Origin of the sequence: Primorskyibacter sedentarius (assembly GCF_004342065.1) — a bacterium.
Classification (GTDB): domain Bacteria; phylum Pseudomonadota; class Alphaproteobacteria; order Rhodobacterales; family Rhodobacteraceae; genus Primorskyibacter; species Primorskyibacter sedentarius.
In genome coordinates, this window is record NZ_SLZU01000009.1 from 45,982 (window position 1) to 69,874 (window position 23,893).

At 61.7% G+C, this 23,893-nt stretch carries 22 protein-coding genes; 11 read left to right on the plus strand and 11 right to left on the minus strand.

All coding sequences use genetic code 11. The features are described 5' to 3' along the window. Positions 1–44: 44 nt before the first annotated feature. Positions 45–515, plus strand: a complete 471-nt coding sequence (msrB, locus tag EDD52_RS13040) for a peptide-methionine (R)-S-oxide reductase MsrB (RefSeq protein WP_132245640.1) — start codon at positions 45–47, stop codon at positions 513–515. Positions 516–530: 15 nt separating this feature from the next. Here msrB and EDD52_RS13045 read toward each other — a convergent pair whose 3' ends face one another. The 4 genes from EDD52_RS13045 to EDD52_RS13060 form a co-directional block, all read right to left on the minus strand. Then, entirely contained in the window at positions 531–914 is a 384-nt protein-coding gene (locus EDD52_RS13045) for a response regulator (RefSeq protein ID WP_132245642.1), read from the minus strand. Continuing rightward, positions 911–2,623, minus strand: a complete 1,713-nt coding sequence (locus EDD52_RS13050) for a sensor histidine kinase (protein ID WP_132245644.1) — start codon at positions 2,621–2,623, stop codon at positions 911–913. Before EDD52_RS13050 ends, EDD52_RS13045 begins: the two co-directional genes overlap by 4 nt. Continuing rightward, complete coding sequence (locus EDD52_RS13055) at positions 2,620–2,997, minus strand: response regulator (RefSeq protein ID WP_132245646.1); 378 nt, start codon at positions 2,995–2,997, stop codon at positions 2,620–2,622. The genes EDD52_RS13050 and EDD52_RS13055 overlap by 4 nt, the downstream gene beginning before the upstream one ends. 91 nt (positions 2,998–3,088) lie before the next feature. Next, positions 3,089–3,712, minus strand: coding sequence for a J domain-containing protein (locus tag EDD52_RS13060; protein WP_132245648.1), 624 nt, complete (start codon positions 3,710–3,712; stop codon positions 3,089–3,091). Between the two features lie 75 nt (positions 3,713–3,787). Between EDD52_RS13060 and EDD52_RS13065 the strand changes: the two genes are divergently transcribed. After that, complete coding sequence (locus tag EDD52_RS13065; protein ID WP_132245649.1) at positions 3,788–4,045, plus strand: BolA family protein; 258 nt, start codon at positions 3,788–3,790, stop codon at positions 4,043–4,045. Between the two features lie 180 nt (positions 4,046–4,225). On the opposite strand, the gene EDD52_RS13070 is transcribed toward EDD52_RS13065, so the two are convergent. Next, positions 4,226–4,981, minus strand: a complete 756-nt coding sequence (locus EDD52_RS13070) for a hypothetical protein (RefSeq protein WP_132245651.1) — start codon at positions 4,979–4,981, stop codon at positions 4,226–4,228. Positions 4,982–5,207: 226 nt separating this feature from the next. Further along, entirely contained in the window at positions 5,208–6,719 is a 1,512-nt protein-coding gene (gene gatB / locus EDD52_RS13075) for an Asp-tRNA(Asn)/Glu-tRNA(Gln) amidotransferase subunit GatB (protein WP_132245653.1), read from the minus strand. Between the two features lie 280 nt (positions 6,720–6,999). Here gatB and EDD52_RS13080 point away from each other — a divergent pair, with 280 nt between their 5' ends. Further along, a complete protein-coding gene (locus EDD52_RS13080; RefSeq protein WP_132245655.1) occupies positions 7,000–7,731 on the plus strand; it encodes a transglycosylase SLT domain-containing protein in 732 nt (243 codons plus the stop codon). Positions 7,732–7,741: 10 nt separating this feature from the next. Here the strand turns inward: EDD52_RS13080 and EDD52_RS13085 are convergent, their stop codons facing one another. Together EDD52_RS13085 and pepN are read right to left on the minus strand one after the other, a co-directional pair. Beyond that, positions 7,742–8,623: a lysophospholipid acyltransferase family protein gene (locus EDD52_RS13085; RefSeq protein ID WP_132245657.1), complete on the minus strand. Its 882-nt coding sequence runs from the start codon at positions 8,621–8,623 to the stop codon at positions 7,742–7,744. Between the two features lie 276 nt (positions 8,624–8,899). After that, complete coding sequence (gene pepN / locus EDD52_RS13090) at positions 8,900–11,533, minus strand: aminopeptidase N (RefSeq protein ID WP_132245659.1); 2,634 nt, start codon at positions 11,531–11,533, stop codon at positions 8,900–8,902. 115 nt (positions 11,534–11,648) lie between these two features. Here pepN and EDD52_RS13095 point away from each other — a divergent pair, with 115 nt between their 5' ends. Continuing rightward, complete coding sequence (locus EDD52_RS13095) at positions 11,649–11,846, plus strand: hypothetical protein (RefSeq protein ID WP_132245661.1); 198 nt, start codon at positions 11,649–11,651, stop codon at positions 11,844–11,846. Between the two features lie 182 nt (positions 11,847–12,028). Further along, positions 12,029–14,170: a malate synthase G gene (locus tag EDD52_RS13100; RefSeq protein WP_132245663.1), complete on the plus strand. Its 2,142-nt coding sequence runs from the start codon at positions 12,029–12,031 to the stop codon at positions 14,168–14,170. Positions 14,171–14,312: 142 nt separating this feature from the next. Here EDD52_RS13100 and EDD52_RS13105 read toward each other — a convergent pair whose 3' ends face one another. After that, a complete protein-coding gene (locus EDD52_RS13105) occupies positions 14,313–15,458 on the minus strand; it encodes an amidohydrolase (RefSeq protein WP_132245665.1) in 1,146 nt (381 codons plus the stop codon). Between the two features lie 268 nt (positions 15,459–15,726). On the opposite strand from EDD52_RS13105, the gene EDD52_RS13110 reads away from it, so the two are divergent. After that, on the plus strand, positions 15,727–16,500 hold the full coding sequence (locus EDD52_RS13110) for a gamma-glutamyl-gamma-aminobutyrate hydrolase family protein (RefSeq protein WP_132245667.1): 774 nt from the start codon (positions 15,727–15,729) through the stop codon (positions 16,498–16,500). 46 nt (positions 16,501–16,546) lie between these two features. On the opposite strand, the gene kynU is transcribed toward EDD52_RS13110, so the two are convergent. Both kynU and EDD52_RS13120 read right to left on the minus strand, forming a co-directional pair. Next, the gene (kynU, locus tag EDD52_RS13115) at positions 16,547–17,740 is read right to left on the minus strand and encodes a kynureninase (protein WP_132245669.1); all 1,194 of its coding nucleotides are present in this window, start codon (positions 17,738–17,740) and stop codon (positions 16,547–16,549) included. Further along, the gene (locus EDD52_RS13120; RefSeq protein ID WP_132245671.1) at positions 17,737–18,489 is read right to left on the minus strand and encodes an SDR family NAD(P)-dependent oxidoreductase; all 753 of its coding nucleotides are present in this window, start codon (positions 18,487–18,489) and stop codon (positions 17,737–17,739) included. The genes kynU and EDD52_RS13120 overlap by 4 nt, the downstream gene beginning before the upstream one ends. 115 nt (positions 18,490–18,604) lie before the next feature. On the opposite strand from EDD52_RS13120, the gene EDD52_RS13125 reads away from it, so the two are divergent. The 5 genes from EDD52_RS13125 (at position 18,605) to EDD52_RS13145 (ending at position 23,696) form a co-directional block, all read left to right on the plus strand. After that, positions 18,605–19,555 carry an MBL fold metallo-hydrolase gene (locus EDD52_RS13125; protein ID WP_132245673.1) on the plus strand — a complete coding sequence of 317 codons (951 nt, stop codon included), beginning with the start codon at positions 18,605–18,607 and terminating at the stop codon, positions 19,553–19,555. A 42-nt stretch (positions 19,556–19,597) separates the two neighbouring features. Further along, positions 19,598–20,050, plus strand: coding sequence for a methyltransferase family protein (locus tag EDD52_RS13130; protein WP_132245675.1), 453 nt, complete (start codon positions 19,598–19,600; stop codon positions 20,048–20,050). A gap of 140 nt (positions 20,051–20,190) precedes the next feature. Further along, on the plus strand, positions 20,191–21,762 hold the full coding sequence (locus EDD52_RS13135; RefSeq protein ID WP_132245677.1) for a Re/Si-specific NAD(P)(+) transhydrogenase subunit alpha: 1,572 nt from the start codon (positions 20,191–20,193) through the stop codon (positions 21,760–21,762). 12 nt (positions 21,763–21,774) lie between these two features. Next, complete coding sequence (locus tag EDD52_RS13140) at positions 21,775–23,208, plus strand: NAD(P)(+) transhydrogenase (Re/Si-specific) subunit beta (protein WP_132245679.1); 1,434 nt, start codon at positions 21,775–21,777, stop codon at positions 23,206–23,208. Between the two features lie 131 nt (positions 23,209–23,339). Then, positions 23,340–23,696, plus strand: a complete 357-nt coding sequence (locus tag EDD52_RS13145) for a VOC family protein (RefSeq protein ID WP_132245681.1) — start codon at positions 23,340–23,342, stop codon at positions 23,694–23,696. Positions 23,697–23,893: the final 197 nt, after the last annotated feature.

A 23,893-nucleotide genomic window follows, 5' to 3' on the forward strand; every position in this document is an offset into this window, starting at 1 on the left:
GCATGACTATGTACTTCCGCAATGGACAAGCGAGGAGACCCTTCATGAAGCGACGCGCATTCATCACGACGGTACTGGGTGGCGGTCTGGCTGCTGCAATGACATCGTCGCGCGCCCTTGCGTCCGGGTTCGAAGTCACGCGCAGCAAAGCTGACTGGAAGGCGATGCTTACCCCGTTGCAATACAAGGTGATGCGCGAAGAGGGGACCGAACGTGCCGGATCTTCGCCGCTCGACAAGGTCTACGCGCCCGGCACCTATCATTGTCGCGGATGCGATCTCGCGGTCTATTCCTCCAAGCACAAATATGATAGCGGCACCGGCTGGCCCAGCTTCTACCAGTCATTGCCCAACGCGGTTATGACCAAACCAGACCGTTCGCTGCTGAGCGTGCGGACAGAGGTGCATTGCCGCCGCTGCGGCAGCCATTTCGGTCACATCTTCGACGATGGCCCCAGGCCCACCGGCAAACGGCATTGCCTGAACGGGGTCAGCCTTGTCTTCAAGGAAGCCTAGCGCGTCGGCCCCGCGTCAGGCGTCTGTGCCCAGATAGGTCTTCAGGGTCTGGCTTAGCAAAGCCATGTCCACGGGCTTGGCCAATACGTCATCCATGCCATGGGTCTGCACCGTCCGGCGCGCGTGAAAGCTGCTATCGGCGGTAATGGCAACGATCGGGATGGACCTGGGGGGGTCCTCTTCCAGCGTGCGGATATAGGACACGGTGTCGAGCCCGGTCACGCCGGGCATGTGAACGTCCATCAGGACCATGCTGAATTCGTTCGGGCGCATTCGCAGCAACGCAATGCAGGCCATCCCGCTGGACACTGTCTCGCATTCGTAACCCATTGCATCAAGCAATTCGGACATCATGAAACGCGTCGTGGCATCGTCATCGACAACAATAATCTTCTTCACATTACCTCTCCGAGGGCCAGTTCGCTCTGTGTCGACGTGTGGCGATCCTTGGCGACGTTATGCAACCTTAACGTGAAAGTCGATCCGGACCCGACGTCAAGCGGCACCCGGTTCGCATGTGTCAGAGTCGCGCCCATCAACCGCGCAATCTCGCGGCAGATAGACAGTCCCAAGCCGGACCCTTGATGCTGCCGGGCCAGACCGTTGTCAAGTTGATAGAAGCGCTTGAATATCGTGTGCTTACGGTCTTCGGGAATGCCTTTTCCCGTGTCGATGACCTGGATTTTCAGATCGTCTCGCCCCCTGCCTGCGCGCCTGACCGAGAGGGTGATGCCACCTTCGGCGGTGAACCTGACGGCGTTGTCCAGCAGGTTGGTGACGATCTGCGTGACCCGCCCGGCATCGACCCGGATCGTCTCCGGCAAGTCATCCCCCAAATCCAGCTGCATCTGGAGCGGTTTGCCGGAGCGGATCACCATGCCTTCCAGCGTCGCCTGCCATCCATTGATCAAAGGCGCCGATAGGGCGGTGTCCTCCACGATGGTCAGGGCACCCGCATCAAGCCGTGACACTTCCAGCACATTGGTCAGCCCGCGAAACAGCCGTTGCGAAGACGCATAGCCCGCGGCGGCCTGTTTGCGGTGACGTTCGGGAATATCTGCCGCTTCGATCAGCTGGAACATCCCCATGATCGCATTCAGCGGCGTGCGGATCTCGTGGCTCATGGTGGTCAGAAAGCGGGAGGTCGCATTTTGGGATTTGCGCGCAGCCGCCTCGGCCCGGCGACGGTCGTCCACCTCTAGGGCAAGCGCCGTGTTGGCCTCGCGCAGCTTTGCGTTGCTTTCCTCCGCACGTGCCTCGGCGCGGCTGCTGCGGAGCAGGAGCATCAGTTGCATGTATCCGACGAACAGCAACCCACCCAAAAGAAGCGCCGACACTTCGGGCGAGATATCGCGATTGGCGAGTGTGAAATTAGGTGTCGGACGGCTTTGCACCCGCAAGTCATGGCCGAAAAGGTCGATGGGTTCGGTGTTGATCGTCGGGGTCGTGGTGGCGTTGAATTCCGGGTCCTGTTGCAAGGTGGCACCCGAGATTTCGATCCGGCTGGCAAAGTTCCTGTCGTAATCATGGTGGTCGTTGATCAGCAGGAGGTCCTGCTTCCATGCATCCGCATTGAAGGCCAGTGTCACAAGGCCAAGGAATTCCTCGTTCCGAAAGACGGGGATGAAGGCGATGAATCCCCTGCCTGACCCATCCCGCAGGTCGACGGCGCCGGTGATCGTAACCTTGCCCGTCCGCATGGCATCCCGCGAGGCGGTGCGCCGACGGTCTCCCAGCTCTTCAATCCGCGTGCCGAAGGGAATAATGGCGTCCTCGCCGCGATGGGCCGCGAAGCGCAGCCGCAGGTCGGCATCTGCAAAGCGCACCGCGTGCACCCCGGGGAACTGCGCCATGTAGTCCTGCGCCTCACTTACGAAGAGGTCGGCGTCAAAATCGCCGATACGCCATAGTGAGGCGATGTGGCGCAAGGAGTTTACCCTTAACAGTATGTCCCGGTGCAAGACGCGCAGCTGGAAATCCGTCTCTATCTGCGCCTTCTCCGCAAGGCGGTTGGCGCGTTCCTTGTCCAGCATGAACCAGGTCGCCCCGGCGACGATGGCGCAAAGGGTTATGGCCCCCAGCATATCGCTCCAGCGGTTGCGGGTCATTTCGCTGCTCTATGCTGGTTGAGGGCGGCATATTCCACAAGGGCGCGCAGGTCTTCCAGCGGCACCGGCTTGCGCAGCGTCCAGTCGATGCAGGGGGCGAGAATGGCGGCCTCGCCATTTGGGAACACACCCGAACCTGTCAGAAGGATGATGCGCGCGTCCGGGCAGACGACACAGGAATATTCTGCCACCGGCAGGGAAACGCCGTCGGGCAGGTAGTAGTCAAGGATGACGAGGTCAAACCCGCGGCCGCGCAGCCGGTCAATCGCGCTGTTGATGTCATGGGCCTCAAGCACGTCATGGCCCGCATCCCGCAGGAAAGTTGAAAAAACATCGCAAAGAACGAGATCGTCTTCGACAATCAGGATCTTCATGACAACACCTGCGTTCAATACCAGGTGTTACGCTACGCACGCGATGGTTAACGCAACGTTAACTTTGCGTGCGCAGCATACGGGTTTCCGGCTATTTGAAGTTGCGGCTTTCCTTGATCTGGTCCCAGGCCCAGACCACTTCCTGAAGCTGCTCTTCCTGGCTGCGGTCGCCGCCATTCATGTCCGGGTGCAGCACCTTGATCAAAGCCTTGTAGGACTTGCGCACCTCGGCCTTTGTCCAGCTGTCGCGTGCCTCCAGAATCTCGATGGCGCGACGTTCCGTCGGGGGCAGCTTCCGCGTGCCGGTCACCCCTTTGCCGGGGTTGCGCGTTGCGTTGTCGCCCAGAACCTGATGCGGATCCTCGATACCCAGCCGCGCCCATGCGCGCGCTTCGGGATCTTGAAAGCTCTTGGTTTCACGCTCCCAGACCTTGTCCTTGGACATCTGGGCATTCAGCTCGGCCTCTGTCTGGCCCTGGAAGAAGTTCCACTTGAGGTTGTACTCGCGCACATGGTCCTTGCAGAACCATTTGTACTCGTCCAACACGTCCGGCGCCTTCGGAGCACGGAACTTGCCCGGCAACTCGCACCCTTCATGCTCACACAGTCGCGTGGAGGTTTCGGATGCGCCGGACATGCCGCGCCGTCCGCGTGGGTTTTTCTTCTTCGCGGATGATACAGACATATCAAACCCGAAGGGATCTGGTTTGCTCATAGGAACACCTTTTCGACTCGGACGGTGAAGTTTAGACTATCCCGCGACAGTGTGTAGGGGGCAGGGCCTGAAAAAATGACGAGAACGGAAGAAATCCGCCAAAGGCTGGAAGAGGCTTTTTCACCGCGAGAGCTTGAAGTCATCGATGACAGTGAAAAGCATCGCGGGCACGCGGGATACCAAGAAGGGGGCGAAAGTCACTTCTCTGTAAAGTTGCGCACGGAAACCTTTGATGGGATGTCCCGCATCGCCCGACACCGCGCGGTGCATGACGCCTTGGGCAAAGATTTGATCTCCAAGATTCACGCGCTGTCACTGGACTTGCAAAGCTAAGCGCGTCTTCGAGCATTTCAACCCGTACGGGAATTTATTGCGGTCCATGACAGTCCGGGTGCCGTGAAGCGAAGGCTCATGCTTTCGGGCGACATGCACCGCATCGTGCAACACTTATCCGGCGGCGCGCAGCACCGGCGGGAGGCGTCCCGTGCGCTCACGCTAGAAAACGCTGATCAGCTATTCCGCGGCGAGGTCGCCCTCGCGGGCGCGGATCTGCGCGGCCCGCATACGAAGCGCCGCGCCGGGCGTCCCGACATTGTTTGTGCACGAATTCCCGCTGCCAAAGAGCGGGTTTGAAGGTGACGGCTCCACAGGGCCGGGCGGCGCAGCAGGGCGGGCCTTCGGCTTGGCGGGCACTTTGTGCTTCCACGGCGACAGATCAAGCGGGGGCAGGGCCTTGGAGTAGCTGGACAGGTATAGCACTGCGCCCGTTGTTTCAGGCCGGTCGCGCCGGGGCGTTGTCGCTACCGTGCGCGCCGTCGCTGGCGTTTGATGCGACGCTGCCGCATGATCTCGCGCCGGTATGTGCGTCTCAGGCCGCGCCGAAAGCGCCGCATCATGCGCCGTGCCGCGCGCCTTTTCCACGGGGATTTCATCGCCTTGTGCTCCGGGCATAGGGTGGGGAGCCGGGTGGCGCGTCCCTGCCACTGCCAACATCTTCTGTTCCAGCAGGAAGGGCGTCACTGAACGCGCTCTTGCGACCCGTTCGGCCCGCATGGGCCTGCGAAAAACCATCAGACCGCAAAACCGGCTGGCGGCCGCATGGCGGTTCAGGGGCAGGGCGTCCATCCGCTGATAGTGCCATCCATCCGCGCCCAGTTGGTTCATCAGGCTTTCCAAAGCGCAGGCAAGCCGCTCTTCATCGGCACGTCCATCCAGTGGATCCGTGACGTCAGAGGGGGCAGGGACAACCTTGTATTCGAACCTGGACATGCTGGCTCCGCATTGGCGTTGCCAAAAGTCTAGCAATAACGGACCTTTCCGCCAAGTGACCCAAGCGGTGCAGCGCAGGACCGGCGCGATCTGTGGCCGCAGACGCACAAAATCGACGGATTTGGCCCTTCCTGACCGTCCAAGGCAGGGTCGAGCATGCAGATTACTTGCGCCTTTGTCAGTGCGAACGACGGTTCGTGACGCGCGCAGGCGGGCTTTGCCAGGCCTATTGGCCGAGCTTTGCCGCCACGATTTCGTTCACGGCTTTCGGGTTCGCCTTGCCACCCGTGGCCTTCATCACCTGACCGACAAACCATCCGGCAAGCTTCGGGTTCGCCTTGGCCTTTTCGACCTGCGCAGGGTTGGCGGCGATGATCTCGTCCACGGCCGCCTCGATGGCCCCGGTGTCGGTGACCTGCTTCATGCCGCGATCCTCGACGATCCGGGCCGGGTCGCCGCCTTCGGTATAGACGATTTCGAACAGGTCCTTGGCGATCTTGCCGGAAATGTCGCCCTTCTGGATCAGCTTGATGATGCCTGCCAGCTGAGCGGGCGAGACCGGGCTGTCCTCGATGGAATGGTCTTCCTTCTTGAGGCGCCCGAAGAGCTCGTTGATGACCCAGTTGGCGGCCAGCTTGCCGTCGGTTCCGTTGGCCACTTCCTCGAAATAGCTGGCATTCGCCGTATCGGCAGTCAGCACAGAGGCGTCATATTCGGACAGGCCGAATTCGGTGACGAACCGGGCCTTCTTGGCGTCGGGAAGCTCTGGCAAGGAGGCCGCGATCTCGTCAACCCAAGCCTGTTCAATTTCCAACGGCAGCAGGTCGGGATCGGGGAAGTAGCGATAATCATGCGCCTCTTCCTTGGACCGCATCGACCGGGTTTCGCCCTTGTCGGGATCGTACAGACGTGTTTCCTGATCGACCGTCCCACCGGCCTCGACGATGGCGATCTGGCGACGCGCCTCATAGTCAATGGCCGCCTGAATGAAGCGCATGGAGTTCATGTTCTTGATCTCGCACCGCGTCCCGAGATGGCTGAAATCGCCGGTCTCCTGGTACTTCTCGTACTGGCCAGGCAGGCAGATGGAGACGTTCACATCCGCGCGCAGGTTGCCGTTCTGCATGTTGCCGTCACAGGTGCCAAGGTAGCGCAGGATCTGGCGCAGCTTGGTGACATAGGCGGCGGCCTCTTCGGGGCCGCGAATGTCGGGGCGGCTGACAATTTCCATCAGGGCCACGCCGGTGCGGTTGAGGTCCACGAAGGACATGTTCGGATCCATGTCGTGGATCGATTTGCCAGCGTCCTGTTCGATGTGGATGCGTTCAATCCGCACGAGCCGCGCGATGCCGGGCTCCATATCCACCAGCACTTCGCCCTCGCCGACGATGGGGTGGTAAAGCTGGCTGATCTGGTAGCCTTGCGGCAGGTCCGGGTAGAAGTAATTCTTGCGGTCAAACGCCGATTTCAGATTGATCTGCGCCTTGAGCCCAAGCCCCGTGCGCACGGCCTGCTCCACGCAAAACTCGTTGATGACGGGCAGCATGCCGGGCATGGCGGCATCCACGAAGGCCACGTTGGAATTGGGCTCTGCGCCGAATTTCGTCGAAGCGCCGGAAAAGAGCTTTGCCTTGCTGGCAACCTGGGCGTGGACCTCAAGGCCGATCACCAGTTCCCAATCGTGTTTCGCCCCGGCAATCACCTTGGGCTTGGGCGTCTCATAGCTCAGGTCCAGCATCATCTTATCCTTCCAGAAGGGTCGCTGCGGGTTCTAGGACAGCGGCCCGACAGGGGCAAGAGCCTGTGCCCGATTGTGCCGCCATCCGGCGTGCAAATTGCGGGCCATCTGGCCGCAATTGCCCCGGCTCTACGCATTCACGGCGCGTCACCGGGCAAAGACGGTCGTGCTGTGCGCAGTCGGCGTCATCTTGCGCATCGGGTCTGAGGGCGGCCTTGGGGCTTCTCCGCACCGTTTCAGAATGCTTGCGCGAGGGGCGGGCATTGGGCATTCTGCGCCGATGTTCAGGTGTCTTTGTACCATCCTGTTGCTTGTGATGCCGCTTTGCGCCTTTGCCCAAAGCGTCGCCCCCTTGCCGGGGAAGGCGCAGCCGCGTCCGATCGCAAGGAGCGAGGCAAAGATCCCCGAGGTCTCGGTATTTGCGCCGCAGCGCTCTCTTCGTCCGCAGCCCCGGTTGGATCGCCTGCCCGATGCGCGCTGGGGCCATGTGGGCAAGGGCGATACGTGGTCACGGGCCGCGCTGGCGGCGCTGTCTTCCCACGCCGAACCGTTGGCCGAAACCGTGCCCGCCGATGTCGGGGATTGGTGTCCCGGCTATCCGCGCGCCAGCCTGCAGGATCGGCGGGCCTTTTGGGTCGGGTTCCTGTCTGCTCTGGCCAAGCATGAAAGCACCTATCGCCCCGACGCGGTTGGTGGTGGCGGCAGGTGGTATGGCCTGCTTCAGATCCTGCCTGCGACTGCGCGTGGCTATGGGTGTAAGGCGCAGACTGGCGCCGCGCTGAAAAGTGGCCCCATGAACCTGTCCTGCGGGCTTCGGATCATGACACGGACGGTGCGGCGTGACGGCGTGATTTCACGCGGGATGCGGGGTGTCGCCGCCGACTGGGGTCCTTTGCACAGTTCCAGAAAGCGCAACGACATGGTGTCTTGGCTGCGCAAGCAAAGCTACTGCCAGAGATCCGTCCCGCCAGTGCGACCGGTTCTGCGCCCCTTGAATCTCGCTTCGCACTAGGCCAGAGGCGTCAGCCGGTCGTCATCCGGGATGATCGCAGCCAAGAGGGGCGGCGCGTGCTGTCAACCAAGGAAACATCCGGTGCGTGGGCGCCGCCAAGTGCCAGCGTGGCGCGGCGCAGCAGCGCGATGCCTTCCTCCGACCGGGCGGGCAGGGCCGCGGCAGAGATGCTCTCGCCCACGGTGATGCGGAATGGCTGGCGATGCTTGTTCAGCGTTTCGTGGAACAGGGTGATGTCGCGCAATGTCGGGTGAATCAGGTCGAACAGGTAGAACATGGCAGAATTTCTGGCCCGGATGTTCACCGGGATGACCGGAATGTCGAACTTGCGCGCGATCATTGCGGCCGATGGCATCCACGGGCGTTCGTGCAGTCGCAGACCGGTGCGTTTTGCCAGCCGCCCGGAGGGAAAGATCACGCCCAGTCGGCCGTCAGATACGGCGCGGCGAGTATAGGCCATGGTCTCGCGCGTCTTGCCGTGGCTGCGCTTTTCCGGGCGCCACTCCACCGGGGCGATCATGTCCGCCATCTGGGGGAGCACCCGCAGAATGTCGTGGTTGGCGAAGTAGTAAGCATCCGGCCGGATCTGCGACAGCGCGCTGTGCAGGATGATACCGTCGGCAATGCCGGTCGGGTGATTGGCCACCACCATGGCGGGCCCGTTGCGCGGGATGTTTTCAAGCCCGCTGACACTGACATCGCGCGCCAGAAGGCGCCCCATTTCGGCCATGATCTCGGCACTGGTCGCATCGCGGAAGGTTGCGGCCAGCGAAAGCGTGCGATGGTAATCGAGAAGCCAGTTCAAGGTCGCCCGCGCAGGACGCGCCGATGTCCGCCCGCTGAAAAGCCACGGGGCGCGTTCTTCGATCAGGGGGTCTATCCGGTCCTGCATGGCCTGAATTGCTCACGGTTGTGCAACATCAAGGTGACAAAAATGCGGTCGTTTGTAACTTTTTCAAGATCATGCCGGGGAAGCGGCCACAAATGGGCGGGAACCGGCCTGTTGCGGGTAACTGGCGGGCAGCACTCGCCCGTCACGGGAAAAATATGGCTCGCCGCGGGCGCAGGTCAAGGTCGCGAACTGTCACGCCCTGAAGGATCACGGGGGACAACTGTTCAGGCGGGCCAAGGCGCCAAAGCGGCCCCGGCCCGCCCGCAACAGGCTTTGTCAGGCAAGGATGCGACCCACCATTTCGGCCACATCGCGGCTCAGATCCGGCTTGGCGGCGATGCGTTCCAGATTGCTGCGGATCAGCGCCTGCCGGTCCGCGTCATACCGCCGCCATGCCTGGAACACGGAACACATCCGCGCCGTGGTCTGCGGGTTGAGCGTGTCGAGGCGGATCAGCCAATCGGCCAGAAGCGCGTAGCCCGCACCGTCGGCACGGTGAAAGCCGGCATGGTTCATCGCCAGAGCACCTAGCGTGGCGCGGAACCGGTTGGGGTTCTTGAGGTCGAAATCCGGGTGCTGCGTCAGGCCTTCGGCGGCTTCAGCGGCCCGGTCTGGTGTCGCCTCCGAGACTTGCAGCATGAACCACTTGTCGATGACCAGCCGGTCGTCTTTCCATTGGTCGTAGAAATCCCGGATGTAGCGCGCGCTGTTCTTGGCGTCATAACGGATCAGACAGGCCAGCGCGGATAATTGCTGGGTCATGTTGTCCGCTGTTTCAAATTGCCTGGCGGCGGTCTTGCCCCAATCGATCCGGCTTTGCATGTCCAGCACGGCGGCGCCCAGGGCGCGTTTGCCTGATTGTTCCGCGTCAGGGCGGTATGGGGCGGTGACGGCCACCTCCTCTGCCAGGATGGGCAGGTTGGCCTGCCAAAGCTCTGCCCGCGCCTGAAGATGGGCTTGGCGGGTGCTGTGGATCGCCTCGGGGTCGGGCGTGATCCCGCGTTCATGAAGGGTCTGGGCCATCTCGTTCTCGCCGGGAAGGGCCAGCAACAAAGCGCGATAAGCCGGGTCCAGTTCGGTGTCGCGGACAACGCCGCGCAGCGCTTCGAGCCATGTCCGGTCAGGTCCTTTGCTGGGGTCGGTCAAAGCACCCAGCATCGACGCGCGGGCAAGATCGCGCGAGGCTTCCCAACGGGTGAAACTGTCAGTGTCATGTGCCAGCAGGAACAGCCGCTCTTCGCGGCTGGCTTCGCGCTCCAGCACCACGGGGGCGGAAAACCCGCGCAGAAGCGAGGGAACGGGTTTGCGTGTCAGGCCGTCAAAGGAAAAGCTCTGCTTTGCTTCTGTCATCTCCAGCAGGGTGGTCGGCACGACCTCATCGCCATTGGGGGTAAGCAGCCCAACCGCAATGGGCAGGACCTGTGGGGCCTTGTCGCGCTGGCCCGGGGTTGGCGGTGTGTGCTGTTCGAAAGTCAGGGTGTAGGTGCCGGTCCCGCCCCGGACTTGATCCGGGGCCTCCGGGTTGGCTGCAAGGTCCCGGCTCGGGGGCCGGGACGCGTCGGCGGGGGTCCATTCCTCGGTGACCTTCAGCCGCGGCGTGCCGGATTGCGAATACCAGCGTTTGAACTGCGTAAGGTCCCTGTCGGTTACATCTTCGAAGACCTTCAGCCAGTCCTCGATTGTTGCCGCATCCCCATCGTGGCGCTCAAAATAAAGGTCGAGCGCGCGGGCATAGGCCTCATCCCCGACCAGACGTTTCAGCATGCCGATGACTTCGGCGCCTTTTTCATAGACGGTGGCAGTGTAGAAATTGTTGATTTCCTGAAAGCTTTCGGGCCGCACCGGGTGGGACAATGGCCCCTGATCCTCGGGAAATTGGCGCGCGCGCAGGTCGATCACATCCGAGATCCGCTTGACCGGGGCAGAGCGCATGTCTGAGGTGAACTGGCTGTCGCGATAGACCGTCAGCCCCTCTTTCAGGCACAGTTGGAACCAGTCGCGGCAGGTGATCCGGTTGCCGGTCCAGTTGTGAAAATACTCATGCGCGATGATCGCCTCGATCCGTTCGAAATTTGCATCCGTCGAGGTTTCGGGCGAGGCCAGAACCGCAGAGGAATTGAAGATGTTCAGCCCCTTGTTCTCCATCGCTCCCATGTTGAAATCATCGACCGCAACAATGTTGAAGATGTCGAGGTCGTATTCGCGACCGTAGACTTCCTCGTCCCATTTCATTGACTTCTTCAGCGCCTCCATCCCGAAGGCGCATTTGTGCAGATCACCGGGACGCACCCAGATGTTCAGCTCTACCTCGCGGCCCGACATGGTGGTGAAGCTGTCGGGGTGATTCACCAGGTTGCCCGCGACCAGCGCGAAGAGGTAACTGGGCTTCTTCCACGGATCGTGCCATTCGGCCCAGCCCTGGCCCTGCGCCACCGGGTTGCCGTTGGACAGCATCACCGGCAGGTCGCTTTCGATACGCACGGTGAAGGGCGCCATGACGTCGGGCCGGTCGGGGTAGTAGGTGATCTTGCGAAAACTTTCGGCCTCGCATTGGGTGCAATACATGCCGCTCGACATATACAGCCCTTCAAGGGCGGTGTTGGTTTCCGGCGAAATCTCGACCTCGGCCTCCCATGTGAAGGGGCCGTCGGGGACGTCGCAGGTCAGACCCTCCGGGGTTACTTCGGGCGTCACGGACCGTCCGTCGATATGGCAGGAGATCAGTTTGAGCTCTTCACCGTGCAGGAAGAATTCGCGCGCCGTCGCCTCCGGGTTGGGCACGAACCGCACGCGGCTGGTTACCCGAGTGGCCCTTGGCGCAAGCCGGAAGGTCAGATGCACATCCTCTACCAGCCAGGCGGGCGGGGTGTAATCCTTCAGATAGATTGTCTGAGGGGAGGAGTCTTTCATGCACACATCTCCGTGAGTTCTGGATTTTCCGGCGAACCTTTGCGCCTCTGCTCGTGTTGTCCCGCCAATGCGGCCCACAGGCCACGTGTTCGAGACGCAAAAACAGGAGACCACGATGTCAGCCCCAAATACGAATGTCGAGACCCAGGAAAAACGCCACCGCCCATCCCTTGGTGGCATGTCGATCGCAGTGGGCGTCGCGGCCCTTTTGCTATTGGGGTGGCTGGCTTGGATTTTTGCCGCTGCCGAAGGTCCCGAAGGCGCCGAGACGCAGATTGATGGCCGCACAGGTACGCAAGTCCAGTCTGAATGACCGGACGTCCCGCATAAGCGGCCGCGCACGAGAATGGTCATCCCCTCAACTGCATTTGCCCGTGTGCAAGCGCGGTGAAGCGCACAGGCGTTGCGCTTGTTGCCTATAGGAAACTTTTGGCCTAGTCGTTCTGCATTGCCGCGGTGGTGTGAGCGCCCCGCAATGCCACAAAGGGGATTCTCATGACGCAACGCATCAGCCGCAATGACCTGCAAGTTGACGAGGTACTGCACCGTTTTATTGAAGAGCAGGCACTGCCGGGCACCGATGTGCTGCCAGAGAATTTCTGGAAGGGGTTTTCCGACCTTGTCCACACGATGGGGCCGCGCAACCGCGCCCTGCTGGAAAAGCGAGAAGCGCTGCAGGCCAGGATTGACGACTGGCATATTCAAAAGCGCGGCGCACCACATGGCCATCGCGCCTACAAGGCGTTTCTGGAGGAAATTGGCTATCTTCTGCCCGAGGGGGAGGATTTCGAGATCGACACCGCCAATGTCGACCCGGAAATCGCTCATGTCCCCGGCCCGCAACTGGTGGTGCCAATCACCAATGCGCGCTTTGCCCTGAACGCCGCGAATGCGCGTTGGGGATCGTTGTATGATGCGTTCTACGGCACGGATGCGATGGGTAGCCCTGCCCCGAAAGGACCATATGAGCGCGGCCGCGGCGCGCGCGTGATTGCGCGGGCGCGCGTCTTTCTTGATGAGGCTTTCCCCATCGACGGCGGCTCTCATGCGGATGCGCGGCGCTACCACGTGCGCGACGGCGCGCTGCTCGTCGACGAAATGCCGCTGGCGCAGCCAGAGAAATTCGCCGGGTATCGGGGCCATCCCAAAGCGCCCGAGGCCGTGCTTTTGCGCAATAACGGCCTGCATGTCGAACTGATCTTTGACCGTACGCATTTCATCGGTGCGCATGATCAGGCCGGGCTGGCCGATGTGGTGATGGAATCCGCCGTAACCGCGATCATGGATTGCGAGGATTCCGTTGCCTGCGTCGATGCAGAGGATAAGGCGCAGGCCTATGGCAACTGGCTGGGGCTGATGAAGGGCGATCTGGAGGCGACATTCTCCAAGGGCGGCAAGAAACAGACCCGCGCGCTGAATGTCGACCGCAGCTACATCGCCCCGGATAGCAGTGAGCTGTCGGTGAAGGGGCGCGCGCTTCTTTGGGTGCGCAATGTCGGCCACCTGATGACCAATCCGGCAATCCTTGACCGCGATGGCAACGAAGTGTTCGAAGGCCTGATGGATGCGATGATCACCGTGCTGATCGCGATGCATGATCTGAAACGCGAGGGTGGAAATTCGCAGCAAGGGTCTGTCTACATCGTCAAGCCCAAGATGCACGGGCCCGAGGAAGTGGCCTTTACCAACGAGATTTTCGGCCATGTCGAAAAGGTGCTCGGCCTGCCGCAACACACCGTCAAGATCGGCATCATGGACGAAGAGCGCCGCACCACGGTCAATCTCAAGGAATGCATCCGCGCCGCGCGCCAACGCGTGGCCTTCATCAATACCGGCTTTCTTGACCGCACCGGGGACGAGATCCACACCTCGATGGAGGCCGGGCCGTTCAGCCGCAAGGATTTCATCAAGCGCAAGGCATGGATCGGCGGGTACGAAAACCAGAATGTCGATATCGGGCTGGAATGCGGGCTGCAGGGCAAGGCGCAGATCGGCAAGGGCATGTGGGCCATGCCCGACGCGATGGCCGCGATGCTTGAGACGAAGATCGAACATCCGAAAGCAGGTGCAAACTGCGCATGGGTGCCATCACCCACCGCCGCCACGTTGCATGCCTTGCACTACCACAAGGTCGATGTCTTTGCCGTGCAGGACAAGCTGAAGGCGGGCGGGCGGCGCGCCCATGTGGAGACGATCCTGGACATTCCGCTGGCGAGCTACCGCATGTGGTCCGAAGATCAGATCCTGCAAGAGGTTGAAAACAACGCCCAAGGTATCCTCGGCTATGTGGTGCGCTGGATCGATCAGGGGGTGGGCTGTTCAAAAGTGCCTGACATCCACGATGTGGCGCTGATGGAGGATCGCGCGACCTGTCGTATCTCTGCCCAGCACATCGCCAACTGGCTGCATCACGACGTTGTCAGCGCAGAGCAGGTGCAGGCCGCGATGGAAAAGATGGCCGCTGTTGTGGACCGCCAGAATGAAGGCGACCCCGCTTACCGTCCGATGGCGCCGGGCTTTGACGGTATCGCGTTTCAGGCCGCCTGTGATCTGGTGTTCAAGGGACGCGTGCAGCCGTCGGGCTATACAGAGCCGGTCCTGCATGCGCGCAGGCTTGAGGTGAAGGCCGCTCGCTGACTTTATTGGAGGCGCCCGGTATGTGGCGCCTCCTTGCATGCGGTTCGCCTGTGAAGCGAGCCGATCGCAGGTCAAGCTGCTCGATTGTCGTGCCTTGGGCTTGGTCCTTTTGGGCACCAGCGCGTAGTGGCTCCGTTCAGCCCTATCCCAACAGGTCCCGGGCGATGCGGTCGAAAATCGCGGCGCCAATCGGGATCAGGTCGTCGGGAAAGTCGTAATCGGGGTTGTGCAGGGCTGCGTGATCCTCGCCGGGCCCGAGGCAGAGCATTGCGGCCTTCGCCCCCCAGCCAAACACGCCGAAATCTTCAGAGGCCCGCATGGGCAGGCCGTCGTCTCCGTTCGCGACACCGACGGCATTCATGGCCGCAACGGCCACCACTGTCGCCTCTGCGTCATTGATCGATGCGGCGAAGTCGTCCCTGACCTCGAAGGACACGGCCAGCCCGTCGCGCTGCGCCAGCCCTTCGGCAAGGGAGCGCGCCTCTGTCGCCATGTCCTCCATCGCTTCGTCCCGGGCCGTGCGCAGCGTCACATGCACAATCGCATCCCCCGGGGCGATGCCGAATGTGGCCTCTCCGATGCGCGCATGGGTCACCGTGGCCAGCCTGAACGTGTCATCCAGTGCGCCGCCCGTGCCCAACGCACTCAGCGCCGGGATCAGGTCGGATACTGTCCGGGCGGGCGACAGGCCGTCTTCGGGGTTGGCGGCATGGGCGGTCTTGCCCGACAGCTTGATTGCAAGCCCGCGAGAGGCGCAATTGATCAGCCCGGCGCGGGTGGAGACATATCCGAAAGCCCGGCCCGGTTCGTTGTGAATGGCAAAGGCCCAGTCCGGGGCAATCTCCGCGAAAGCAGGGTCGGCGACGACGGCACGTGCGCCGCTGCCATCTTCCTCGGCGGGCTGGAACATCAGCACAACTCGGCCCGATGCAATGGGCTTGCGCGAAAGCAGTCTGCCCAAGGCAAGCAGCATCGTCATGTGGCCATCATGCCCACATAAATGACCCTTTCCCGGGATTTGCGACCGCCAGGGCGCATCCGACAGCTCCTCGATGGGCAGCCCGTCCAGTTCAGCACGAAACAGGACCGTGGGACCGGGCTTGCCACTGTCAAACAGGGCGGCCACGCCATGACCGCCCAGGCCCGTCAGGATACGGGAGGGCGACAGCTGGCGCAGTGCCGAAACGACGGTGCCCGCCGTCTCGACCTCTTCGCCTGACACCTCCGGCTTTTGGTGCAGGGCGCGGCGGAATTCGGTAAGTTCGACGAGATCGGAATTGGTGAGCATGGGCATGTCCGTATTGGCATTTGGCAGACCTTAGACACCGATTGGCGAATGGTCAAAAAACCATCACGGCCACCGTCCCCGCGCGTACGGAGCGCGCTATCCCGCCATCTGGCTAGGGCGGCACCTGAGCTGCGGGGGATGCCTAATTTGCGGGCCATTATGGCGCCATCCTGTGCATGATTGCAGCAAAGACCCGGATGCGGGCTTTTCTCTTGGCCGAACGGTGACTAGATTGCGGGGGTGAAGAATTCGGAGAATAGCCATCGTCATGACACGACCCATTGTCGGCATCATCGGCAACCAACACCTGATCAATGACGAATATCCCGCCCATGCGGGCGGTGCGATGAATTCCGAGGCGGTGGCCTCGGTTTCCCGCTGCATGCCTCTTTTGATCCCCGCCGATCCGCGCTTTGTGTCGGTGGCCGAGTTGATGCAGACCTGCGACGGCTTTTTGCTGACTGGCGGGCGTCCCAACGTCCACCCCGAGGAATATGGCGAGGCGCCGACCGAGGCACATGGCGCGTTTGACCGGGCGCGCGACGCCATTACGTTGCCGCTTGTGCGCGCCTGTGTCGAGGCGGGGCAGCCGTTTCTTGGCATCTGTCGCGGGTTCCAGGAGGTGAACGTGGCGATGGGCGGAACGCTTTACCCCGAAATCCGGGACCTGCCAGGCCGGATGAACCACCGCATGCCGCCCGACGGAACGATCGAAGAGAAATTCGCGCTGCGCCACAAGGTTACGTTCACAGAAGGCGGGGCATTTCATCGTCTGATGGGGGCGACCGAGGTAATGACCAACACGCTGCACGGGCAGGGAGTCAAGACACCCGGTGCGCGCTTTGCCATTGATGGTGTCGCGCCAGATGGCACACCGGAGGCCGCCTATATAAAGGGCGCGCCCGGATTTACCCTGTCTGTGCAGTGGCATCCCGAATGGGACGCGGCGAATGATCCGGTGTCGCGGCCGTTGTTCACCGCCTTTGGCGATGCCGTGCGTGCTTGGGCCAAGGGCGAGCGTGCGGCGCTGAAATCCGCCTGATCTGCCCCTCGCCTTGGCGAAGCGGACGGTCCTGAACGTCGAGCGCTCAGGTCACCGCCGCGCGCTTGTGATATTCGGGCCGGTCCCACAGCGTCTGGTCAAGGATCTCCGACAGGGTCCTTGCCGCGGTGCGGATGTCATCCTCTGTCGTGTAGAGCGGCGTGATGCCGAAGCGCAGGATATCGGGCGCGCGAAAGTCTCCGATCACGCCGCGTGCGATCAGCGCCTGCATCACCGCATAGCCCTGCGGGTGATGAAAGCTGATCTGCGAGCCGCGCATCGCGTGGGCCTCGGGCGTGGCGAGCCTCAGCTCCGGGCGACGGGCGCGCATCTCTGCGATGAACAGATCCCCCAGCGCCAGTGCCGCCTTTCGCAGGGAGGCCATTTCCACCCCGTCCCAGATATCAAGCGCGGCCTCCAGCGCGGCCATCTGCAACACCGAAGGCGTGCCGACGCGCATCCGTTCGATCCCCCGGCCGGGACGGTAATCAGGATCAAAGGCAAAGGGCGCCTCGTGCCCCAGCCAGCCTGACAGGGCAGGTTGCGCTCTGTCCAGATGTTCGGGGGCGACATAGATGAAGGCCGGGGCGCCGGGGCCACCGTTCAGAAACTTGTAGGTACAGCCACAGGCAAAATCGGCCTTGCCCTCTGTCAGATCGACCGGCACGGCGCCTGCGGAATGCGCCAGATCCCAGATCGCCAGCGCGCCCATCGCATGTGCCTTGGCGGTGAGCGCGGGCATGTCGTGGCGTCGCCCGGTGCGGTAATCGACCTCGGTGATCATCAGCGCGGCGACATCTTCGTCGATGGCGTCTGCCACTTCTTCCGGCGCGACGACGCGCAATTCGTGACCCTTGCCCAAACCGGCGACAAGACCCTGCGCCATGTAAAGATCCGATGGGAAATTGCCACTGTCCGACAGGATCACCTTGCGGTCAGGGCGCATCTGCAACGCGGCGGCAAGCGCCTGATAGACCTTCACGGAGAGCGTATCGCCCAGCACCACGCTGCCCGCGGGCGCGCCAAGCATCGCCCCGATACGGTCACCCAGAACCGAGGGCTGCGCCATCCAGCCCGCGCGGTTCCAACCGGTGATGAGCATCTCGCCCCATTCGTCCCTGACCGTCCGCGCCACCCTGTCCGCCGCAGCCTTTGGCAACGGGCCCAGCGAGTTGCCGTCAAGATAGATTACGCCCTCTGGCAGAACGAACTGCGCGCGGGTTGCGGCGAAATCAGTCACATCTCACCTCCGGCAATCTGGATGGCCTGGCCGTTGATGCTGCCGGAATTTGCACCGCAAAGCCAAAGCGCTGCCTCGGCCACCTCCTGAGGGGCGATCAGGCGGCCATGCGGATTGGCCCCGACCACGATTTTTACGGCGTCCTCTTTCGACATGCCGGTGCGAGCCATGATGCGGCCAATATTCTGCGGGACGATATCTGTGTCGACGTAAGCGGGGCAAAGTGCGTTGAACGTGTAGGGCTTGCCTAGGTAATCGGCGGCGAGGCCACGGATCAGCCCGATCAAGCCATGTTTTGACGCGGTATAGGTTGGGGCGCCTTTCAGGCCGCGCACCCCCGCGATGGAAGAGATTGCGATCACACGCCCCCAATCGGTCTGGTGCATCGATGTCAGGCATTCCCGAATGGTCAGGAACGCCCCGTCAAGATTGGTGACCATCATGTCACGCCAGAAGGCCAGATCGGTCTTGTGCAGGGCGCGCCCCTCGGCGATCCCGGCATTGGGCACACAGATCTGAACGGGGCCGCGCGCAGCAACAGCGCTCGCGATCCCATCCACAACCGAAGCTTCATCCCGCACATCCATCTCCAGCGGATGCAGGATGCCGTTTGCCACCTCTTGCAGAACTTCGCGGCGGCGGCCGGTGATGGTGACCGTGGCGCCCTGATCGGCCAATGCACGGGCAATGGCCAGCCCGATGCCGGTGCCGCCTCCGGTGACGAGTGCGTGTTTGCCTGCAAGTGTCATGCGCGTCCTCCCAATTCACGCGCAGACTATCCCAGCAGAGGGCAGTGACAAGGGACCGCTTTACTTACGCATTCACATCTGTGAATTTGACTATGGAAGCCGGAGGAGGAGTCGCATGAAATCCATTCTTACAAGCGCGCTGGTTGCAGTGCTGGCACAGGCCGCATTGGCGAGCGAGGATATTACCGACCAGTACCCGCAGTCAGAGCTTTATTCGAAACCGGTCGAGGTCATCCCGCATGTCTTCTCTGCCATCGGGGCGACGGCGCCGCCGACCTATGAAAACGCGGGCCACAACAACAACCTCAGCTTTATCATTACGGGTGACGGCGTTGTTGTGGTCAATGGCGGGGCAAGCTCGCGGCTGGCTGCCGCCCTGCATGACGAAATCCGCGCCGTGACGGATCAGCCTGTGCGTCTCGTCATCAACGAAAACGGGCAGGGTCACGCCATGCTGGGCAACTCTTACTGGGCCGATCAGGGCGTCGATATCCTGGCCCATGCCGATGCCATCCACGAGATCGAGGAAAACGGCGACTTCATCCTGCAAGGTATGCAACGCTATAACCGTGACAAGGCCGAAGGCACGCGTGTCGCTGTGCCAAACCGCAGCTTCGAAGATCGCGAAGTGATCGAAATGGGCGAAGTGGTGCTGGAGGTGCTGCATCTTGGCCCGGCGCACGGGCCCGGCGATACACAGGTGTGGATCCCGCAATGGGAGATCATGATTGCCGGGGACATCGCGTTTCACGAACGTATGCCGCCGATTTTTGCCGACACCTGCACTTCATGCTGGATAGAGACATGGGAGACCGCGCTTGCCCCCATGAACCCGACCTATCTGATCCCCGGCCATGGCCACCCGACGAACCTTGCACAGGTCACGCGCTACACCCATGATTACCTTGTCGATCTGCGCGCAAAAGTGGGCGCACATATCGAGGATGGCGGGGATCTGGCAGGCGCCTATTACGTGGATCAATCCAACTGGGCGCATCTTGATACGTTCGAGGAACTGGCGACGAAGAACGCGGGCCGTGTCTTTGAAGAAATGGAATGGGAATAGGCGCGCAGCCCACGGGCAACCGCCATCTGCGTCGGAGAGAAGATGATGAAATGGCTTGATATGCCGCCGGTCTGGCTGGCGGGCGCGCTGGTGTTGGCCTGGGTGCAACGCACGTATCTGCCGATGGGGCTGAGCTTTGGGCCGGTCTGGGCCGATCTGCTGGGCGGGCTTCTGGTCGGGGGCGGGCTGCTCCTGATGGCGCTGGCCATCCACGAGATGCGATCAAAGCGCACAACCGTGGTGCCGCATCGCATTCCGGACGCGTTGGTGACCACCGGCATTTTCAGCAGAACCCGCAATCCGATCTACCTTGGCGATTCGATGATCCTTGCCGGGATGATCCTTTATTGGGACGCTGTACCGGCGCTTGCGCTGGTTCCGACCTTCGTCTGGGTGATCGAAAACCGCTTCATTCTGCCTGAAGAAGCGCGTTTGCGACGAAAGTTCGTTGCGCAATTCGCACGATATGCGCAACAAGTCAGAAGGTGGGTGTAACTTCCAACTTTTTTATGCTGTGTAGCAGCATGGATCGGCAGGCGCTGCGCTTGTCGTGGGTAGGTCAGCACTATAGACCAACCAAGAGGTGGCATTGCCGCTAGGGAAATTGCCCGTTCTGACGCAAGGGGGACAGGAACTTGAAGATAGGAACGCCAAAGGAAGTGTTCGACGGCGAGAACAGGGTCGCGATGACCCCGGACTCGGCGCTCCAGCTGCAAAAGCTGGGGTATGAATGCCTGGTGGAATCCGGGGCCGGCGCTGCTGCCGGATTTTCGGACGCGACATATGAAGCTGCCGGGGTGACGGTGGTCGATACCGCCGATGCGCTGTGGGCCGAGGCCGACATCATCGCCAAGGTGCGCCCGCCAAGCGATGCCGAAGCCAATCGGCTGACGGCTGACAAGACACTGATTTCCTTCTTCTATCCGGCCTCCAACAAAGAGCTGATGGATCTGTGTGCCTCCAAGGGTGCCAGCGTCATCGCAATGGATATGGTGCCGCGGATCAGCCGGGCGCAGAAGATGGACGCGCTGTCCTCGATGGCCAATATCGCGGGTTATCGCGCGGTGATCGAAGCAGGCAACAATTTTGGCCGCTTCTTCACGGGCCAGATCACGGCGGCGGGCAAGGTGCCCCCGGCCAAGGTTCTGGTTGTCGGCGCAGGCGTTGCGGGTCTTGCAGCCATCGGCACGTCCACCTCGCTGGGTGCGATCACCTACGCCTTTGACGTGCGGCCCGAAGTGGCAGAGCAGGTCGAATCGATGGGCGCCGAGTTCGTCTACCTCGACTTCGAGGAAGAACAGCAGGACGGTGCCGCGACCGGTGGCTACGCCGCCGTATCCTCGCCTGAATTCGCCGCAGCCCAGCTTGCCAAGTTCCGCGAACTGGCGCCCGACATGGATATCGTCATCACCACGGCGCTGATCCCCAACCGCGAAGCGCCAGAGCTGTGGACCGAAGATATGGTCAAGGCGATGAAGCCCGGGTCGGTCATCGTTGACCTTGCGGCAGAGCGTGGCGGCAACTGCAAGCTGACCGTTCCGGACGAGAAAATCGTCACCGATAACGGCGTAACCATCATCGGCTACACCGACTTCCCCAGCCGGATGGCGACGCAATCCTCGACGCTTTACGCCACCAACATCCGTCACATGATGACCGACCTGACGCCTGAAAAGGACGGCAAGCCGGTACATAACATGGAGGATGACGTGATCCGCGGGGCAACCATCGCCCACGCCTCCGAGGTGACCTTCCCGCCGCCGCCGCCGAAAGTGAAGGCGATCGCCGCGCAGAAGAAAGAAAAGCCAAAAGAGCTGACCGCGGAAGAAAAGCGCGCGAACGAAGTTGCCGCCTTCAAGGCTCAGACTAAGCAACAGGTGACCCTGCTTGCCGTGGGTGGCGGTCTGCTTCTGGCAGTCGGGCTGGTGGCGCCTGCAAGCTTCATGCAGCACTTCATTGTTTTCGTACTGGCCGTTTTCGTCGGCTTCCAGGTGATCTGGGGCGTGGCGCATTCGCTGCACACACCGCTGATGGCGGTGACGAACGCGATCTCGTCGATCATCATTCTTGGCGCGCTGATGCAGATCGGATCGGGGTCCTTCCTCGTGATCCTGCTGGCCGCGTTGTCGGTCTTCATGGCCGGTATCAACATATTCGGCGGTTTCATGGTGACACGGCGCATGCTCGCCATGTTCCAGAAGTCGTAAGGGGGCAGTGTAATGGAATTCGGATTTACTACAGCGGCTTACGTGGTCGCGGCTGTCCTTTTCATCCTCTCTCTCGGGGGGCTTTCGGGACAGGAAAGCGCGAAACGCGCGGTTTGGTACGGCATCGTCGGCATGGGCCTTGCGGTCTTTGCCACGCTGATCGGACCGGGCTCGGGCCTGTGGCTCTTGTCGCTGATCCTGATCGCGGCGGGCGGCACCATCGGCTGGATCGTGGCCAAACGGGTCGAGATGACAGAGATGCCGCAGCTTGTCGCGGCCATGCACAGCCTTGTCGGGCTGGCAGCGGTCTTTGTCGGCTTCAACGCACATTTCGAACTGGGCCGCGTGCTGGCGATGGACGAAACCGCGCGCAAGGGCCTCGAAGGTTTCGCGGCGCTGATCGCCAAGAAGGACGGCGTCGAGCAGGGCATCCTGCGGGTTGAACTGTTCCTTGGCATCCTGATCGGTGCGATCACCTTCACCGGCTCGGTCGTGGCGTTTGGCAAGCTGGCGGGCAAGGTCACCAGCGTGGCGAAGAAACTGCCCGGTGGTCACATGCTGAACATCGCGGCGGCGGTCGTCTCTGTCCTGTGCCTTTTCTGGTATATGGGCACGGGCGGGTTCTTCCCGCTCTTCCTGATGACGCTTTGCGCGCTTTTCATCGGGTATCACCTGATCATGGGCATTGGCGGCGCCGACATGCCGGTGGTTGTGTCGATGCTGAACAGCTATTCCGGCTGGGCGGCGGCGGCGATTGGTTTCAGCCTTGGCAACGATCTGCTGATCGTGGTTGGCGCGCTGGTCGGCTCCTCCGGTGCGATCCTGTCTTACATCATGTGCAAAGCGATGAACCGGTCCTTCATCTCGGTCATTCTGGGCGGCTTTGGCGGCCCTGCGGGCGAGCAAATGGCGGTTGAAGGCGAACAGGTTGCGATTGACGCCGATGGCGTTGCCGCAGCGCTGGACGAGGCCGACAACATCATCATCATCCCCGGCTACGGGATGGCGGTGGCGCAGGCCCAGCAAGCCGTGTCAGAGCTGACAAAGCGTCTGCGCGACAAGGGCAAGAACGTCCGTTTCGCCATTCACCCCGTGGCGGGCCGTCTGCCGGGGCACATGAACGTTCTGCTGGCCGAAGCGAAGGTGCCTTATGACATCGTGCTGGAGATGGACGAGATCAATGACGACTTCCCCGATACGGACGTCGCCATCGTGATCGGGTCGAACGACATCGTGAACCCGGCCGCGCAGGACGATCCCAACAGCCCCATCGCCGGTATGCCGGTGCTGGAATGCTGGAAGGCCAAGCAGGTCTTTGTGTCCAAGCGCGGGCAGGGCACCGGCTATTCCGGTATCGAGAACCCGCTGTTCTTCAAAGAGAACACGCGCATGTTCTATGGCGATGCCAAGGACAGCATCAACGCGCTGCTGGGCAAGATCAGCTAAGCCTCCGGCCTGAACAAAGCAATCGCGAAGCCCCGCCCCAAACGGCGGGGCTTTTCGTTTCTGGCGCATGGGCTTGCCCTTTGGGGCGCGGCAATTCTGGTGTAGACTGGGGTCACAGCAGGGAGGCGAACATGCACAAGGTCAATGGCATTGGCGGGGTGTTCTTCCGCGCGGACGACCCCGCGAAACTTTCGCAATGGTACAGCCAGCATCTGGGCGTGGACCCGGTGACCGACAAGCCATGGCAGCAAAGCGAAGGCTACACCGTCTTTGCTCCATTTCCCGCGGATACAGACTATTTCAGCCGTTCTGGCCAGCAATGGATGCTGAATTTCCGTGTCGACGATCTGGAAGGCATGATCCAGCAGCTGAAACGTGCCGGGATCACGGTTGAAACCCGTCCCGAATGGGACAGCCCCGAGGTGGGGCGTTTTGCCCGGATACATGACCCCGAAGGCAATCCGGTAGAGCTGTGGCAACCTGCCTGAAAACGCAGCAAACCGCTTGCCCGGGCGGTGTGACGCTATGCCATTGGAAATGCGCATGAAAGCGTCTCCATTTGCGACCCGGGCGGTTTGTATACCTTGGTATTCCTGTAACATACGGAATTAATTGAATATTTTTGTTTACACTTGGCTTCGCCCCGCCTATGCGGAAATGGACTTTGTGAATGGGACACGCCTTG

What these genes read in the sequence shown, in the direction of transcription:
- msrB (WP_132245640.1), top strand. Translation starts at nt 45, where the DNA reads ATGAAGCGACGCGCATTCATCACGACGGTACTGGGTGGCGGTCTGGCT.
- EDD52_RS13050 (WP_132245644.1), bottom strand. Translation starts at nt 2,623, where the DNA reads ATGACCCGCAACCGCTGGAGCGATATGCTGGGGGCCATAACCCTTTGC.
- EDD52_RS13055 (WP_132245646.1), bottom strand. Translation starts at nt 2,997, where the DNA reads ATGAAGATCCTGATTGTCGAAGACGATCTCGTTCTTTGCGATGTTTTT.
- EDD52_RS13060 (WP_132245648.1), bottom strand. Translation starts at nt 3,712, where the DNA reads ATGAGCAAACCAGATCCCTTCGGGTTTGATATGTCTGTATCATCCGCG.
- EDD52_RS13065 (WP_132245649.1), top strand. Translation starts at nt 3,788, where the DNA reads ATGACGAGAACGGAAGAAATCCGCCAAAGGCTGGAAGAGGCTTTTTCA.
- EDD52_RS13070 (WP_132245651.1), bottom strand. Translation starts at nt 4,981, where the DNA reads ATGTCCAGGTTCGAATACAAGGTTGTCCCTGCCCCCTCTGACGTCACG.
- gatB (WP_132245653.1), bottom strand. Translation starts at nt 6,719, where the DNA reads ATGCTGGACCTGAGCTATGAGACGCCCAAGCCCAAGGTGATTGCCGGG.
- EDD52_RS13080 (WP_132245655.1), top strand. Translation starts at nt 7,000, where the DNA reads ATGTTCAGGTGTCTTTGTACCATCCTGTTGCTTGTGATGCCGCTTTGC.
- EDD52_RS13085 (WP_132245657.1), bottom strand. Translation starts at nt 8,623, where the DNA reads ATGCAGGACCGGATAGACCCCCTGATCGAAGAACGCGCCCCGTGGCTT.
- pepN (WP_132245659.1), bottom strand. Translation starts at nt 11,533, where the DNA reads ATGAAAGACTCCTCCCCTCAGACAATCTATCTGAAGGATTACACCCCG.
- EDD52_RS13095 (WP_132245661.1), top strand. Translation starts at nt 11,649, where the DNA reads ATGTCAGCCCCAAATACGAATGTCGAGACCCAGGAAAAACGCCACCGC.
- EDD52_RS13100 (WP_132245663.1), top strand. Translation starts at nt 12,029, where the DNA reads ATGACGCAACGCATCAGCCGCAATGACCTGCAAGTTGACGAGGTACTG.
- EDD52_RS13105 (WP_132245665.1), bottom strand. Translation starts at nt 15,458, where the DNA reads ATGCTCACCAATTCCGATCTCGTCGAACTTACCGAATTCCGCCGCGCC.
- EDD52_RS13110 (WP_132245667.1), top strand. Translation starts at nt 15,727, where the DNA reads ATGACACGACCCATTGTCGGCATCATCGGCAACCAACACCTGATCAAT.
- EDD52_RS13120 (WP_132245671.1), bottom strand. Translation starts at nt 18,489, where the DNA reads ATGACACTTGCAGGCAAACACGCACTCGTCACCGGAGGCGGCACCGGC.
- EDD52_RS13125 (WP_132245673.1), top strand. Translation starts at nt 18,605, where the DNA reads ATGAAATCCATTCTTACAAGCGCGCTGGTTGCAGTGCTGGCACAGGCC.
- EDD52_RS13130 (WP_132245675.1), top strand. Translation starts at nt 19,598, where the DNA reads ATGATGAAATGGCTTGATATGCCGCCGGTCTGGCTGGCGGGCGCGCTG.
- EDD52_RS13140 (WP_132245679.1), top strand. Translation starts at nt 21,775, where the DNA reads ATGGAATTCGGATTTACTACAGCGGCTTACGTGGTCGCGGCTGTCCTT.
- EDD52_RS13145 (WP_132245681.1), top strand. Translation starts at nt 23,340, where the DNA reads ATGCACAAGGTCAATGGCATTGGCGGGGTGTTCTTCCGCGCGGACGAC.